We start from the raw sequence: 16607 nt of genomic DNA on the forward strand, positions 1-16607 counted from the left end.
TGCTCACATCCTCAATTGATTGCGAGCCTGTCACGATTTTTTTCCAGTAACGCCTTGCCGATACCCTTGACCTCCAACAACTCATCGACCGCGGTGAACGGACCGTTGCTGTCCCGGTAGGCGACGATCGCCTTGGCCTTGGCCGCGCCGATACCGAACAGGTCGCGACGCAGGGTCTCGGCGTCGGCGGCGTTGAGGTTGACCTGGGTGATGGCTTCGACCTTGGCCACCTGCGCGGTGACAGGTGCGCTAGCCTCGGGCTTGACGGAGGGAGCAGCGTGAGAGGCTACGGAGAGGCTGGTGAGGACGGCAAAGATCAGCGAAGAGATGTAGGTGTTTTGCATCGGTGACGCTCCATGAAATCAGTAGAAGAAAAGCAGCTTTTCCAAAGCTGCCTTTCAAACTTAGGTGATGTTCATTGAGAGTCAAAGTTGGCTACGTTACCGCATGTAAGATCAGGGTTCGAGCCGCCGTTGCTGGTAAATCCAGTCGACGATCTCCCCGTCTGGCGCATAGCCGCTGACGGTCTCGCGCAGCAGTTGGCGAACGCGGGCGTAGTCATCCTCATCCACCGCCGAAAGCAGTTCAGCGAGTTTGCGCTTGAGTACATCCCACGCCAGATGATCTTCGTTGGCACTCATGATCATCGGATGTTGAGTGGCGACCACGTTATTACCGATCAGTAACTCCTCATACAGCTTCTCGCCCGGACGCAAGCCCGTGAACTCTATGGCGATGTCTCCATGAGGGTTTGTGTCAGAACGCACGCTCAGGCCCGACAGGTGAATCATCTTTTCTGCCAGCTCGGTAATTTTTACCGGTTCACCCATATCCAGAACGAACACGTCTCCCCCCTGCCCCATGGAGCCGGCCTGGATAACCAGTTGCGCGGCTTCCGGAATCGTCATGAAGTAACGGGTGATTTTGGGATGAGTGACCGTCAACGGGCCACCGGCCTTGATCTGCCGGTGAAAGAGTGGAATCACGGAACCGGAAGAACCCAATACGTTGCCGAACCTGACCATCGTGAAGCGGGTTTTGTTTACACACGCGATACCCGATTTGTCACCGAACATCACTGGAGCCTTTTCAAGGCTGAGCGCTTGCAGGGCCAACTCGGCAAGGCGCTTGGTGCTTCCCATTACATTGGTTGGGCGAACGGCCTTGTCGGTGGAGATCAATACGAAGTTCACCACGCCCGCTTTCAATGCAGCCTGGGCAGTGTTCACAGTACCGATAATATTATTCAGAACGCCTTCGGCAATATTGTGCTCGACAATCGGCACATGCTTGTACGCAGCCGCATGATAGACCGTATCGACATGCCAGCTCTTCATGACGTCAAGCAGTTTGCGCTCATCACGCACCGACCCCAGAATCGGGAGCAACTTGATCGGCAAGGACTCATGTGCAACGCGACGTTCAAGTTCGGAAAAAATACTGTAGAGGTTAAATTCGCTGTGCTCGAACAAGAGTAGCGTCTTGGGTTTCAACGCCAGAATTTGCCGGCACAGTTCCGACCCGATGGATCCACCCGCGCCGGTTACCAGTACAGACTGGCCAACGATGCATCGCTCCAGCAAATCTTCCTGGGCCGGGACTGCGTCACGCCCGAGCAAATCGGCAATGTCAACTTCTTGAATATCGTCAACCTTGACACGCCCGCTGGCCAGGGCCATGAAATCCGGAACGCTGCGTACATGCAGTGGGAACTGCTCCAGATTAGAGAGGATCTGACGGCGGCGCCCGCGCGTGGCCGAGGGAACGGCCAGTAGTATTTGCTGGGCGCCTGTGGAGTCGATCATCTGCTGGATGTGCTTGGGCTTGTAGACCTGCAACCCGGATATGACCCGGCCCGCGATACCGCCGTCGTCATCGATAAAAGCAACCGGCCGCATGATGCGGCCCATGCGCAACGCGGCGACGAGTTGGTTACCTGCAGCCCCTGCCCCATAAATGGCGACTTTGGTCAAACCATCGTCACGATTTGCAAAAGGAACGTGTTGCGATGCGGCAAACCAGTCACCCAGGAAATACTGGCGCATGGCCAAGCGTAATCCCCCGACGGTGATGAGGCACAGCCACCAATAGTTGAAAATGACCGAGCGGGGAACAACGTACTGGTGATTACTGTAGAAGTAGACCACCAGGCCAAGAATAAGTGATGAAAGGCTGACCGCCTTGATAATGGTAATAAGTGCGTCATTACCGAAATAACGCATTACCGCCCGGTACATCCCGAAGCGAACAAACAGGGGAATGGCGACAATCGGTGCGCTCACGAACAACCACAGATATCGCTGGATGGGCTCGTCCATTTCGGCGATACCCAAACGAACCACAAACGCCATCCATAACGAAATCCACACCAAAATAATATCGGCGAGCACCTGAAGAATGCGCTTGTGGCGGCGCGGAAGACTCAATAAAAAAACTCTCATCCTATCCATGCCCCTATCGAACACTTTTTCAAGCTCCTGAAATCAAAACCTTGCCCACGAATCAACGTAAATAATGATCCACGATGAGCTACCTATGCTGAACAGAATCTGTACAGGCGCGACAACCGCATCAAAAATCACCTTCAGAAAATTCAACTTCCGCAACGCCTACCCCTTGGGACAAATGCCGCGTGCCTGTCGCGTGCCTGTGCGGAAACCGTCATGGCAGCGTATGGCGTCCGCTGAAAACGTTGTGAGGGATAATACCCGTGTTGGGGCGCAATTCCTCTGAATTCCCTTGTCACGCAAAAAAAAATTCCACGCCCACAAGGCATTGCGAAGTCAGCGTGCTTGAACGTGCCGCAAAAAATGGCGCACCTGTGGCATACTCACAGGCTTTGCACGAATTGCGCAGCGCTGACTAAATGGTTAGCAAGCATAGCAACAGTTTCAATTGAAAAGCCCAAAAACGGCTTTCTCCCAATTAAGAGATGACATTTTGATATCACTCCTCAAAGGAATAGAGGGTTATGCAGATGCGCGGCGACATGATTTAACGCGCAATGCCACACGTGTTCAGGGAATTCATATCGAACGCCCGTTCCATTCCCCTCTTGGAAAACAAGTCCGCACCAAGGTTATACTCGGCGCAGTTTTTTTGTTCTTCGCAGCGGTGCGGATCAAAGAGACAAGAACTGAAGTATCCGCTATAAAAGAACAGTCGGATCAATAAGACGGGCGGTTGAACTCAACGACACATTTGCTACTCCGTTATCCATTTTCAGGCGGAAGTAAGCAATTGCAGCCAGCACACCCTCGTTATTGGATCCAATTGAAAAGGCATATTTTAGAGTATGCAGACTACTTGCCGAGCAGCGTGTACTGCCGTAAAGGCGGCGCAAGCCCGGTCCGAACGGACCTGCTTGAATATTGTCTTTCTGTTTGCCGGACAATGGTGTGGATTCGCACCCGCAGTGTTCCGCATGCCGCCGACTGAGACCGGGGCTGCCGGAACCGCTTGGGTACGACCACTGGATGACACCTGACTACTATTTGATTGCGATGCCCCAAGCCCCGTTGGTGGGCAATACAGGCGCGAAAATGCATCAAAAATGAATGCCTTTAATCCGCGGATGATGTCGTAAGCGTGCGGTGAACCTTATTTTAGCAGCGGTATTGCGATGACTTTGAAAACCTTGTGTGTCTTTGGCACGCGTCCTGAAGCAATCAAAATGGCCCCACTGGCGCTAAGCCTTGCGCAAGATGAGCGGTTCGACGCCAAGGTCTGCGTAACCGGCCAGCATCGGGAAATGCTCGATCAAGTGCTCAAGCTGTTCGACATCTCTCCCGACTTTGATTTGAACATCATGAAGTCCGGCCAGGACCTGACGGACGTCACCTGCGCCATCCTGCAGGGAATGCGGGCGGTTTTCGCCACGTTCAAGCCCGACATCGTTCTGGTTCATGGCGATACGGCGACGACATTCGCGACGACCCTGGCGGCCTACTATCACCAGATTCCGGTCGCTCATGTTGAAGCCGGCCTGCGCACGGGCAACCTGTACTCACCGTGGCCCGAGGAAGCAAACCGCAAGCTGACTGGCGCCCTCGCCGCACTGCACTTTGCACCGACAGACACCTCGAAGCAGAACCTCCTGAGGGAAGGCGTCAACCCCCAGAGCATTCATGTCACCGGCAACACCGTCATCGATGCATTGCTGGATGTCGTCGAACGAATCAAGACCAGCCCGACGCTGAAACAGCAATTTCTCCAACAATTTTCATTTTTGGGCGAAGGCAAGCGAGTGATCCTCGTCACCGGCCATCGCCGCGAAAGCTTTGGGGGGGGCTTTGAAAACATCTGTCAGGCACTGATCAATACCGCGAAAGAATTCCCGGATGTTGAAATTGTCTACCCTGTTCACCTCAATCCCAATGTGCGCGAACCCGTCAACCGGCTGTTGGTCGGCATCGATAACGTCCACCTGATTGAACCTCTGGACTATCTGCCGTTTGTCTACCTGATGGATCGCTCTTATCTGATTCTGAGTGATTCAGGTGGCATTCAGGAAGAAGCGCCGTCTTTGGGTAAACCTGTACTGGTTATGCGTGACACCACTGAGCGTCCCGAAGCGGTCGAAGCAGGCACCGTAAAACTGGTCGGGACCGAGATTGATGTCATCACCACCGAATTACGGCTCCTGCTGACTGATGCTGACGCTTACCGTCAAATGAGCTTCGCCCACAATCCCTATGGTGACGGAAAAGCATCCGCGCGGATTCTCGATGCACTGTCACGAATCAAGAAGGCTAATTCATGAGTTTTGAAACTGTTTCTGTTATCGGCCTCGGCTATATCGGACTTCCAACGGCAGCAGTTTTCGCTGCACGCAAGAAAAAAGTGATCGGTGTCGACGTTAACCCCAAAGCGGTAGCGACCATCAATCGCGGCGAGATTCACATCATTGAGCCGGACCTGGACATTGTTGTGCGTGCAGCGGTAACGGAAGGTTATTTGCGCGCAACGACCGTCGCGGAACCGGCCGACGCGTTTCTGATTGCCGTCCCCACTCCCTTCAAGGGCGATCATGAACCCGACCTTTCTTATATCGAATCGGCCAGCCATGCCATCGCCCCGGTATTGAAAAAAGGCGACCTGGTCATTCTCGAATCGACCTCGCCGGTCGGCGCAACCGAACAAATGTCCGCATGGCTGGCCGCTGCCCGCCCTGACCTGACCTTCCCGCAAACCCATGGCACAGAATCGGACATTCGCATCGCGCATTGCCCGGAGCGCGTGCTGCCAGGCCATGTGCTGCGTGAACTGATTGAAAACGACCGCATCATCGGCGGGCTGACCAGCAAATGCTCCGAGGCTGCACGAGACCTGTACAAAACCTTCGTTGAAGGTGAATGCATCATCACCAATGCGCGCACCGCCGAGATGTGCAAACTCACCGAAAACAGCTTCCGCGATGTGAACATTGCGTTTGCAAACGAGTTGTCGATTATCTGCGACAAACTCGACATTAACGTGTGGGAATTGATACGCCTCGCCAACCATCATCCCCGCGTCAATATCTTGCAGCCTGGGCCAGGTGTGGGCGGCCACTGCATTGCTGTCGACCCTTGGTTCATCGTCAGCAAAACGCCCGATCAGGCGCGCCTGATCCGCACGGCCCGCGAAGTGAATGACAGCAAGCCAAAGTGGGTGCTGGATCAGGTTCAACTGGCCATTGGCCAATTCCTGCAGGAAAACCCGTCGAAAACATCCAGGGATGTGACGGTCGCCTGCCTGGGGCTCGCGTTCAAGCCGGATATTGACGACCTGCGCGAAAGCCCGTCCGTGGACATCGCCGTACACATTGCCAACTCCCATCCAGGTACCGTTCTGGCGGTCGAGCCGAACATTGAGCAGTTGCCTGCTCGCCTGGAAGGCATCACGACCCTGAGCGACGTTGAGCACGCGCTGTCATCGGCAGATGTCGTTGTTTTGCTGGTTGATCACAGCGTGTTCAAGCAAATTCCAGGCGCACGCCTGTCTTCACTCAAAGTTATCGACACGCGCGGTGTCTGGGCAAGCAAAGCCTGACAAACCCTGTTGGCAAATCGGCGCGATTCGTGAGTATCGCGTCGATTTTTTGTATAACGGGGGTGATAACGATTGTTGGATGGTCATGCAATTGTATTTGCCACGATGAAGTTGAAAAGGTTCTAGCATGATCAATCTGCTGATCCAGGTACTCACACTCTTCAGTGGCCTGGTGGTTAACTTTGTGATTCCAGGCCTCTACGGCCTTGAAGCGTATGGCACGTTCATCAAGGCCAACGTACTGGTTTTTTTATTCCAAAAGCTCTTGGACATTGTTAATGAACAATTGATTGCCAGTGTGGAAGCTGAATATACGCTGGTCACTTCATTGTTTATGGCCACGTTGATCTTTTTACTGTTTAACGCGGTGAACCTGATTGATTACATCGGCAACCCACTCTTGTTGGGGGTCATGCTCTTGAGCTCGGCCTGCCTGCTCTCGATGTTCAGCTTGCGCTTGCAGCGCTGGATCGTGGGCTACCTGATCATATTTCTTTGCGTTTTCTTCACAGCGCTGCTCCTCAGCTACCTGAGCGTATGGCCGCTGAGCATCGTCGACATACTGATATTGACCAATTTGATTCCGTGCCTGTATGCGGTGGTCGTACTGTTTTTCAACGGTGCGAAACTCCCCATGGGCAAACAGTTGTTGCTGACGTGCCACCGGGTGTTGCTGTTATTGCCGAGAATGGTATCCATCACCCTGGTGTTCAATCTTTTCACCAACATCCTGCCGTTCATTCTTTCAAAGAGTTTACCGGTGCGCGATCTTGGGCTGTTCAGGGTGATTGTCTCGATCATCCAATCCGCGACCAGCCTGTTTCCCGTCAATGTCCGTGCGGTCTTTGTCTCTTTTGTTTCGGGCGGGCAACGCCAGGAGCAATACCGAATCATCACATCCATCGCTATTTTCTACTTCGCGCTGGTCGGTTTATCCGCCTATGTGGCGGTCTGGCTGTTCCCTCAGTATTCAGCCTACCTGGTGATGCTGCCCTGCTTGCCGGTGCTTTACTGGGCAGTGGTCACGGAACGCTATCTGGTGGCCTGTGGCCTGCACCGCAAAGTTATCGTGACGAACCTTGTCATCGCCCCACTGTCCATAGCGGGCATGCTGCTGTTCGTTCAAGACCTGAAACAGGCGCAGTTGTTCTACGCCATAGGGTTTTCTGCGTACCTGCTGTTTTTGCATGTGGCCTGTCGCCCAGGCATTAAGTTGCCGGTCGTTTTCTGGGTCGCGTTACTTTCGCCCCTTGCCATCTTTTTGACAGACATCAGCCTGATCTGGGCAGTGCTCTATATGTGCTCGCTCATGATTATCGCTGTAGGAGCCCTTCAGCTTCGACCCGCCGACTTACGCACGTTGAGGTTTTAACCGTGAACGCAGTAAAGCTATATCGAGTAGGTAATTGGCTGTACCGACATCGAGTCCCTGTATTACCGGGTCTGGTGCGAAATGTAATTTTCCTGTTGTTCAACTCGTACATTCCGAACTCCGCAATGCTCGGGAAAGGCACGATCTTCGCGTACGGCGCCATTGGTGTCGTGCTTCACGCGAATGCGAAAGTCGGCGACGGCTGCGTCCTCGGGCAAAGCATCACCATTGGCGCGGCAGAGGGTTACGTCACCAGCGAGATTAACCGTTGCCCGGTGATCGGCGACAACTGCTACATCGGGGCAGGCGCGAAAATCATTGGGGATATTACCGTCGGCAACAACTGCCAGATTGGCGCTTCGGCGGTCGTCTTGAAAGACGTCCCTGATAACTCAATCGTTGTGGGCATTCCGGCCCGGGTCATTGGACAGACCGCAAGTGATTACAAAGCCATACGCCCTTGATAAGAACACTGGAGTTACGGAATGACTAACCATGACGGCGTAAAAAATAGCGTTGCTATTACAGCCGCAACACTCGTCGCTATTTTTTTCATGCAGGATCAAGGCGCTCTTTTCTACCTGGCCATTATCGGCAGCGCCTTGCTTGTATTGACTGCCATCATGTCGCCGTGGCTGGGGTTGCTGGCTCTGTTTCCGCTGGCCTTCGCCCTGCGACCTGCCCCCCCGTCCGTGGGCATCCAGGAAATGGCATTTGCCGCGCTGCTGATGGTGGTGTTTCTGAGTGCACTGATCAAACTGCTCCGCGCCCAAGGCTTCAAATCGGCCATACGCCTATTCGCCGCGCCACTGTTGGTCGGCATGGGCTTTCTGCTGCTCAACTTCGCAATAGCGATGCATCAACATATTCCCCTGGCCGACTGGATAAGGGGCGTAGTGCCCTTCCTGTTTATCTACACCCTGATTCCCGTCTGCACCCTTGTCGGCCGAGAGGAAGGCAACATACGCTGGCTCGGTGTCTCAATGGGAACCCTGATCTTACTGACGGCCGGCTATATCGTTTTCTACTACTTTTATCACGATTTGTGGCACGCCTACTGGACCGTCATGGTCAACGGTGAAACGGTCAGGATTCATCAGGAAGAAGCGCTGCGCAACGCCCAGGCACTGGGCCCGATGCGTGACCGGATCACGATGGTGGTGGCGCAGGCGACCGACGCGATACTGCCGCTGGGTATGGTCGCCGGTTATGTCGTCAGCACTTGCACGCCAAAACGCAAGATGGTACTGGCAGGCAGCTTCCTGTCGCTGCTCTGCATGGCCGCCGTGCTGATCACGTTTACACGCAGCATGCTGATCAGTGGGCTTTTTGTTATCGGCCTCTTCTCGCTCTATACCTTTTTCACGCGCAAACACTTACGGCTTAAAGTGCTATCGAGTCTTGTCGTTCAAGGTGTTTTCGCCATTGCCTTTATTTTTGGCACCGGCATGCAAGACGTGTGGCTCGGCCGCCTGAACCAACTGACACAAACCGCATTGCCTATCGCGACGTCGTCGATCGAGTCTATCGCCACCATTAACACCCAATCCGACGCCGCGAAACCTGCCTCGTCCAGCAACACCGATGGTAAAGAGACTGCACCACAAAAGGCGGCGGACAAGCCGCAGGCTGCCGACAGAAAAGAACAGGAAAAAGAAAGAGAACCGGAAAAGGTAAAAGAAAAGGAAAAGGAAAAAGACAAGGACTTCAACGTATCGTCGCGGGTAGAGGAATACAAAATTGCCTGGGACATGTTCAAGAATCATCCCGTATTCGGGAACGGCATCGGTGTCAAACACGAGATGCGCTGGGAAACATCCACTGGTCATTCCTTCACCGAGTCAGTCGGGTACATACACAATTGGCCGCTGTATACGCTAATGGTCGGCGGAGTACTGGGCCTGCTGATTTACGCCCTTATATTGGGCGCACCGATCCTGTACCGGTTGACCGCTATAAAATCTGAACCGACTCACTTTGCAGTGATTCGCACAGCGGTCATGACCCTGGCGATCTATGGCTTGTTTTTCGCGGTCTTTCGCTTGATCTCATTCAATTTGCTGCTGGCTGCGGCCTGGGGCGTAATGCTGGCGCACCAACACTCCCGCCGCGAAATGAAAACCGCGCCAACAAGCGCAGATACAGCGCACGTACCCACCGCCACAGCCACCACAAGAACGCTCGTCACAGACAACAAGGAGACGTCGGTATAATGTGCGGCCTCAGCTTTTTTGCAGTTAAAAGTGGTGTCCCCGGGCTTGCGGTACAAATGGAAAAAAGCCTGGAAGTCACTCGTCACCGGGGCCCGGATGCATCAGGCACTTATTTCGCCAGCGTCGCGGACCATCAAGTAGGTCTTGGTCACAACCGGCTCAGCATTCTGGACTTGTCTCCTGCCGGCAGCCAGCCCATGTTCGCCGGTAACGGCGTCAGCATCGTGTTCAATGGTGAAGTGTTTAATCATCACGCACTGCGCGAGCAACTGGTCAAAAAAGGCTATATGTTCAAAGGCACTTCGGACACTGAAGTCATCCTGCAATTATATGTAGAGCACCAAGAGCAAGCCTTCGCCATGCTTGAAGGGATGTTCACGCTGGTCATACTTGATGAACCCCGCCAGCGAACATTCCTGGTGAGGGATGTTGTGGGCATCAAGCCGGTGTATTGCTACTCCGGCGCCGATGGCATTTATGCCTGCTCGGAAATTCGCGGGCTTAAATGCTTCTCCCAGGTAACGGCCGACATTGATCACCAGGATGTCTTTGAGTTCTTCAATAACGGTTTCCTCTACGAGCCCAATACGGGTTACGCCGCCATCAAGAAACTGATGCCAGGCCACTATCTGGAATTTGACCTCGCGACGGGCAACATGACCACCCAGCGCTACCAGACCGTGACCAACTTGCGTAGCGGGCAAAACCTTTCAGACGACGTACGCTCTGCAGTGACGCGCCAGCTGGAAGCGGACGTTCCGGTCGGAGTGTTTTTCAGCGGCGGCGCGGACTCCAGCATCCTTGCAAGCTTCACCGGCGATGCTGACCTGTTTTTTGCGAAATACGACGCGACGGACGATTCCGTCGTGGACATGAAGTTTTCTGCCAGCATCGCTGAGCACCTGGGCAAAAAGCTGGTTGTCACCGAGATTCTTGACTCAAAGACAGATCCCTTCGAGTCAATTGATTTTGTAGCGGCCAACACCGAAGAACTGGTCTCTGACTACACGTTCTGGGCCACTTACAGGCTGTCCACCGAGGCTCGCAAAAGTGGCTACACCGTGATGCTCAGCGGGATGGGCGGAGATGAGGCATTTGCGGGATACCCACGCTACACCGTATTAAAGCATCACACACTGATTCGGCTGCTTTATCCGGCATTAAGTGCACTGCTTAAACTCAAGCTTTTTCCAAAGCGGCTGGACAAGAAGTTTGCGCGATTGGTGTCCTATGCCCAGGAGAGCTATTGGCCCCTGGCGTATTCGCGCATGCTGGGGTACTTCTCACGCGAGGAGCTGAAGGGCTTTTTCCGCGACTACAACGGGCTGGAGCGCAGTTACAAGCACCGCTTGGCCAGCGTAATGATTCAGTACACCGGTGACGCCGCGGATAAAGTCAAATGCGCACAGCACTTTGACCAAACCGGCTTTTTGAGCCACAACCTGAGCGTCTCCGACAAGGCGAGCATGCTGGCCAGCATCGAACTGCGGGTTCCCCTGCTGGATGAACGCGTGGTGGCCAACGGCCTTGCCACTTCGAGTGAAGACTTGCTCAAAGGCGGCGCGCCCAAGGCCCCGCTCAAAACCCTGCTGAAGAGTCTGCTGCCTTCCGCGTTGGTCGACCGACCTAAAACCGGCTTCAATCCGCCTCTGGATGGGATTATTCGTGGAATAGGCTCAGCTCGCTTGCTCGCTGAGTTCGAGCGTATCTACGCCTATGTCCAGCGCAATGAAGTGGAAAAGCTGGTGAGTGACCACTTTTCAGGCAGCGTAAACAACACTTACAAATTGTGGCAGGTACTGTATTTCGAACGTTGGCTGAAACTAAGTTTTCCATAAAAATCACGCGTCAAAAATTCCTTCTACTCTTCACCTTTTTAAGTGGTTTTTATGAGTACTGCGTTAATACACCGAGTCACCAGGCTCTACCACACGATCAAAGTGCTGCAGCCGAAGCAGATTGGCTATCGCCTGTACTACCGCTTCGCCAAAGTGCGGCCTTTTGCGGCCGGCGGTTTTAACCGGCGTCCACACATAGCACTGGCAACAGCACCTCGCTGGAAACCATCCCCCTTCAACGTCGATGAACAGTTTGAGTTCATGGGGCTGGTGGCGCCGATTGATTGGCACGATGAAACGCGGCCTAAAATCTGGCAATACAACCTGCATTACCTGGATCACTTGGCCTCCTCGACCTCGGCATCCGCAGACTTCGATCGGCGGCTGATAAACAGCTGGATCGCCAACAACCCGGCCTTCAAAGGATGCGGCTGGGAACCGTATACGCTCTCCTTGCGTATCGTGAACCTGATCAAGTGGCTGCAGGCGCAACCGTCTCTGGAGCCTCATTGGCTGGACAGTCTGGCAACGCAAACACACGCACTGTCCGAACAGGTCGAATATCACATCCTCGCCAACCATTTGTTCGTCAATGCCAAGGCGCTGGTATTTGCCGGCAGTTTTCTGGAAGGCGTGCAGGCTGACCGCTGGCTGTCGAAGGGGCTGAAGATCCTCGATGCACAGGTCAAGGAACAGTTTCTTGCGGACGGGGCGCACTATGAACTCTCGCCCATGTACCACGCCTCCCTGCTGTGGGATATGTGCGACCTGCTGAACCTGGCCAGCCACAGCGAACTGCCGGCGCTGAACACTCGTCAGAACGAGTGGAAACGCGTGATAGAGAAAGGCCTGGGCTGGCTGCGCAGCCTCCAGCATCCGGATGGCGGCATTCCATTCTTCAATGACTCGGCATTCGGCATTGCGCCGACGCTGCTTGATATTGAAAAGTACGCGCTGGAGCTGGGATGCCTTCCGACGACTGCCTCGCCCGTCAATGAGAGGATTGCCGCCCAACACCACGCCGACAGTGGCTATGTGTCGATCAACTGGGGTGATCAATGCAAGGCGCTGCTGAACATCGCGCAAATAGCCCCCGCTTATCAACCCGGTCACGCCCACGCGGACACGCTCAGTTTCGAACTCAGCCTGTTTGGCCACCGCGTGTTCGTCAACTCCGGAACCTCGCAGTACGGTGAAGACGCCGAGCGTCACCGCCAACGCAGTACCGCTGCGCACAACACCGTAGAAGTCAATGACCAAAGCTCCTCCGAAGTATGGGCAGGCTTCAGGGTGGCGCGGCGTGCCCGCGCAACCTTGAGTAACCTCGAACAAGGTGGTGACACTGTGCACGTCCGTGGCAGTCATGACGGCTATCGCCGTCTGCCGGGGAAAAATGTGCACAGCCGCGAATGGGTCGCCAAGGCCGGTGAGTTACAGGTTATGGACTCCCTTTCAGGCCCGTTCGATCGAGCCGTGTCCCGGCTATTTCTGCACCCCGATACACACGCGGTTCAACAGGGCAATTCGGTGAATATCACCCTGCCCGGCGGCCAAGTCGTAGTCGCAACCTTCGAGGGCGCGGTCCAAATCAATCTGGTGTCTTCCACATGGCATCCGGAATTCGGCACATCTGTTTCCAATCAGTGCATCGTCGCTGAAATGTCGACAGACAGACTGACCACCCGCATAACCTGGTGAGGCGTACGTGAAACTTTTAATTTTAAGCTTTTATTACCAGCCAGACCTGTCAGCCGGCTCGTTTCGAACCACGGCATTGGTGCAAGCGCTTTTAGAGCAACTGCCGGCAGATGCCCATATCGAATTGATCACTACCCTGCCAAATCGCTACAGCTCGTTCAGCAGCGAAGCCCCGGAACTTGATGAACACCCGCGCCTGACAATTCGTCGCGTCGCATTGCCCGCCCACAAGAGCGGCATGGTTGATCAAGCCAAAGCGTTTCTGGTTTACGCCAAAGCTGCGCGCAACATCGTGCGAGAGCAGCACTACGACCTTATCTACGCAACTTCATCGCGCCTGATGACTGCGGCATTGGGGGCACTGATCGCACGCCGCAAACGTGTTCCGCTCTACCTGGATATACGCGATATTTTTGTCGACACCATCAAGGACGTACTGTCCAGGAAAATGGTCTGGCTACTTAAACCGACCCTGTCAGTGATTGAGCGCTTCACGATTAACTCGGCGAAAAAGGTCAACCTGGTTTCCGAAGGCTTTCTTCCTTACTTCAAATCACGCTACCCCGCTCAACAATATTCGACCTATACAAACGGCATTGATGACGAGTTCCTTGACACGCAGGTGGTCGGAGACAGCACCGCACCGGATTCTGTCCTGGAAGTCGTGTATGCCGGGAACATCGGCGAAGGCCAAGGGCTGCACAACATCATTCCTCAGCTTGCCAAACAGCTTGAAGGGAAGTTGCGGTTCAAAGTGATCGGCGATGGAGGCCGAATAGGTCAGCTGCGGGACGCCATTGCCGCCCATGGCTGTACCAATGTCGAACTGTTGAAACCGGTCAAGCGCGATCAATTGATCGAGGCTTACCGGTCGGCGGATGTGCTTTTCCTGCACCTGAATGACTACGATGCGTTTCGCAAAGTCCTGCCGTCGAAAGTATTTGAGTATGCAGCCTTGGGCAAACCGATCTGGGCCGGCATCTCGGGTTATGCAGCCAGCTTCGTATCCGAGCACATCGAAAACGCCGCCGTGTTTGACCCCTGTGATGCAAACGCTGGTTGCCAGGCCTTCAACACACTGAATATTGTGACGCGCCCACGCCATGCCTTTGTCGAACGTTTTGCGCGTGGTCGTATCATGCGTGAAATGTCGAAAGATGTACTTTCACTCACGAGGACGCCTTGATGATTCAAACCCTCCTGACGGGAGCCAGTGGTTTTGTCGGTAGCGGTTTAATCGCGCCACTGCTTGAACGACAACACCAGGTAACCGCCGCAATGCGGGTACTCAAAGCTGATCTGGATCCACGCGTCAAACAGGGCCTTGTGGGCGACTTGTCCCCTAAGCAGGATTGGCAGGCGGTGCTAAAAGGGCAACAGCTGGTGATCCACTTGGCGGCGCGAGTGCATGTCATGAGTGACGCGTCTACCGACCCACTTGCCGAATATCGACGGGTCAACGTTGAAGGCACGCTCAACCTTGCCCGCCAGGCTGCCGCTGCCGGCGTTAAACGCTTTATTTTTATAAGCTCGATCAAGGTGAACGGGGAAAGCACAACCGCCGGCGCACCCTATACGGCCGACGGGCCCACAGCCCCTACCGACCCCTACGGCGTTTCCAAGAAAGAAGCCGAACAGGGCCTGCGGGCGTTGTCGTCGGAAACCGGTATGGAGGTGGTGATCATTCGCCCGGTATTAGTCTACGGGCCAGGTGTTCAAGCCAATTTTCTCAACATGATGCGCTGGCTGCATAAAGGCCTGCCCCTGCCCTTTGGCGCTGTGAACAACCGCCGCAGCCTTGTCGCTCTGGATAACCTTGTTGATTTGATCGTGACGTGCACCGAGCACCCTGGCGCCGCGAATCAAACGTTCCTGGTCAGTGATGGCGAAGATCTTTCGACCACGATGCTGCTGCGCCGGATGGCAACCGCCCTGAACAAGCCTGCGCGCCTGCTGCCCGTACCGAGCTGGGTGCTGGAAACCGGCGCAAGCGCGTTGGGACGCGGAGCACTCGCTCAGCGGCTATGCGGGTCCTTGCAGGTCGATATCGGCAAGACACGCGACGTGTTGGGCTGGGCACCCACGAGCAGTGTGGACGAAGCACTGCGCAAGACTGGAAAACACTTTTTGGAACTGCAAAGTAAATGAATATGTGGTGGCTATTACCCGCGGTGACGATCGTCGCACTTGTTTTAACCGGTGGCTTGCGTCGTTACGCACTGTCTCGAAGCCTGATCGACATCCCCAATGCTCGCAGCTCCCATGTCGTACCGACCCCTAGAGGGGGCGGCGTCTCGATCGTCATCAGCTTTTTGCTGGCACTGTTGTTGAGTGCCAGCCTGGGGTTGATTGCCTGGCCGCTCACATGGGCGCTATTCGGCGCAGGAGCTGGCATCGCCGTGTTGGGCTTTCTGGACGACCATGGCCACATCAGTGCACGCTGGCGCCTGCTCGGGCACTTCATCGCCGCTGCCTGGGCGCTCTTCTGGATCTCGGGCCTGCCGCCGCTGACGTTCATCGGACTGACCGTAGACCTGGGCTGGGCGGGGCATTTTCTGGCAGCGGTCTATCTCGTTTGGCTGCTGAATCTCTACAACTTCATGGATGGCATCGATGGAATAGCCAGCGTGGAGGCTATTTGCGTGTGCCTGGGCAGCGCATTGCTGTACTGGCTCACAGGCCACGAGCAGATTGCACTGGCGCCCTTGTTGCTGGGGTTTGCAGTCGCGGGCTTTCTGTATTGGAACTTCCCCAAGGCGCGTATCTTCATGGGCGATGCTGGCAGTGGGTTCCTGGGGGTTACGCTGGGGGTACTGTCGCTGCAGGCCGCCTGGGCCGCGCCACAGCTTTTGTGGAGCTGGCTGATTTTGCTCGGCGTGTTTATCACTGACGCGACATGGACCTTGCTGCGCCGCTTGCTGAGGGGCGACAAAGTGTATGAAGCCCATCGCAGCCACGCCTATCAGTTCGCTTCCCGTCAGTTCGGCAAACATGTGCCGGTTACCCTTGCGGTCCTGGCGATCAACATTTGCTGGCTGCTGCCAATTGCTCTGCTGGTGGGCAATGGCACGGTGGATGGCGTAGTCGGGTTGGTGGTGGCCTATCTACCACTGATAGCGCTGGCCATGAAGTTCAAGTCCGGAGCCAAAGAGCCGAGCTGACCGAGCAAAAGGGGTGGTGGTTTTTCGCCTCCCCTTCGCCCGCAAACAAAGCGGGCAGGTTAAACCAGAGTCTTGCGTCGGGCCCGGGCTACCCAAGCCATCAGTGGGCCTACGATCATTCCGATCAGCAATGCAAGCACTACAAAAACGGACACTGGCAGCTCCGGCGCAGCCCAGCCGAGAAACTGCAAGGCCACCGCTTGCTGGTTTTCAAGCAGAAATGCTACGACGCCCACAAACAGCACCAGCAATATCAACAGAGTAATGACGCGCTTCAAGCTGCTCATGACTG

The 16607-nt window shown here is 54.9% G+C and carries 13 protein-coding genes; 10 read left to right on the forward strand and 3 right to left on the reverse strand.

Features of this window, described 5'->3' with window-relative positions; genetic code table 11:
• Window positions 1-11 precede the first annotated feature (11 nt).
• Both ATI14_RS29395 and ATI14_RS29400 read right to left on the reverse strand, forming a co-directional pair.
• A complete protein-coding gene (locus ATI14_RS29395; RefSeq protein WP_016970513.1) occupies window positions 12-344 on the reverse strand; it encodes a ComEA family DNA-binding protein in 333 nt (110 codons plus the stop codon).
• Window positions 345-455: 111 nt separating this feature from the next.
• A complete protein-coding gene (locus ATI14_RS29400; protein ID WP_031319680.1) occupies window positions 456-2450 on the reverse strand; it encodes a polysaccharide biosynthesis protein in 1995 nt (664 codons plus the stop codon).
• Between the two features lie 1172 nt (window positions 2451-3622).
• Between ATI14_RS29400 and wecB the strand changes: the two genes are divergently transcribed.
• From wecB to ATI14_RS29450, 10 genes are all read left to right on the forward strand, one after another.
• The gene (wecB, locus tag ATI14_RS29405) at window positions 3623-4762 is read left to right on the forward strand and encodes a non-hydrolyzing UDP-N-acetylglucosamine 2-epimerase (protein WP_031319681.1); all 1140 of its coding nucleotides are present in this window, start codon (window positions 3623-3625) and stop codon (window positions 4760-4762) included.
• Complete coding sequence (gene wecC / locus ATI14_RS29410) at window positions 4759-6033, forward strand: UDP-N-acetyl-D-mannosamine dehydrogenase (protein WP_016970516.1); 1275 nt, start codon at window positions 4759-4761, stop codon at window positions 6031-6033. The genes wecB and wecC overlap by 4 nt, the downstream gene beginning before the upstream one ends.
• A 127-nt stretch (window positions 6034-6160) precedes the next feature.
• Window positions 6161-7405 carry a hypothetical protein gene (locus tag ATI14_RS29415; protein ID WP_016970517.1) on the forward strand — a complete coding sequence of 415 codons (1245 nt, stop codon included), beginning with the start codon at window positions 6161-6163 and terminating at the stop codon, window positions 7403-7405.
• 2 nt (window positions 7406-7407) lie between these two features.
• On the forward strand, window positions 7408-7869 hold the full coding sequence (locus tag ATI14_RS29420; protein ID WP_031319682.1) for a serine O-acetyltransferase: 462 nt from the start codon (window positions 7408-7410) through the stop codon (window positions 7867-7869).
• A 21-nt stretch (window positions 7870-7890) separates the two neighbouring features.
• Window positions 7891-9618: an O-antigen ligase family protein gene (locus ATI14_RS29425; protein ID WP_016970519.1), complete on the forward strand. Its 1728-nt coding sequence runs from the start codon at window positions 7891-7893 to the stop codon at window positions 9616-9618.
• Window positions 9618-11456: an asparagine synthase (glutamine-hydrolyzing) gene (gene asnB, locus ATI14_RS29430; RefSeq protein WP_016970520.1), complete on the forward strand. Its 1839-nt coding sequence runs from the start codon at window positions 9618-9620 to the stop codon at window positions 11454-11456. The genes ATI14_RS29425 and asnB overlap by 1 nt, the downstream gene beginning before the upstream one ends.
• Before the next feature lie 51 nt (window positions 11457-11507).
• Window positions 11508-13154 (forward strand): heparinase II/III family protein, encoded by a 1647-nt coding sequence (locus tag ATI14_RS29435; protein WP_080520015.1) that lies wholly within the window; start codon window positions 11508-11510, stop codon window positions 13152-13154.
• A gap of 7 nt (window positions 13155-13161) precedes the next feature.
• Window positions 13162-14340, forward strand: a complete 1179-nt coding sequence (locus ATI14_RS29440) for a glycosyltransferase family 4 protein (protein WP_016971491.1) — start codon at window positions 13162-13164, stop codon at window positions 14338-14340.
• A 2-nt stretch (window positions 14341-14342) separates the two neighbouring features.
• The gene (locus ATI14_RS29445; protein ID WP_031319819.1) at window positions 14343-15302 is read left to right on the forward strand and encodes a UDP-glucose 4-epimerase family protein; all 960 of its coding nucleotides are present in this window, start codon (window positions 14343-14345) and stop codon (window positions 15300-15302) included.
• Window positions 15299-16315 (forward strand): MraY family glycosyltransferase, encoded by a 1017-nt coding sequence (locus ATI14_RS29450; RefSeq protein WP_031319818.1) that lies wholly within the window; start codon window positions 15299-15301, stop codon window positions 16313-16315. The genes ATI14_RS29445 and ATI14_RS29450 overlap by 4 nt, the downstream gene beginning before the upstream one ends.
• A gap of 59 nt (window positions 16316-16374) precedes the next feature.
• Here ATI14_RS29450 and ATI14_RS29455 read toward each other — a convergent pair whose 3' ends face one another.
• Window positions 16375-16602: a LapA family protein gene (locus tag ATI14_RS29455; protein WP_016971488.1), complete on the reverse strand. Its 228-nt coding sequence runs from the start codon at window positions 16600-16602 to the stop codon at window positions 16375-16377.
• Window positions 16603-16607 lie beyond the last annotated feature (5 nt).

This window comes from Pseudomonas tolaasii NCPPB 2192, from assembly GCF_002813445.1.
Classification (GTDB): domain Bacteria; phylum Pseudomonadota; class Gammaproteobacteria; order Pseudomonadales; family Pseudomonadaceae; genus Aquipseudomonas; species Aquipseudomonas tolaasii.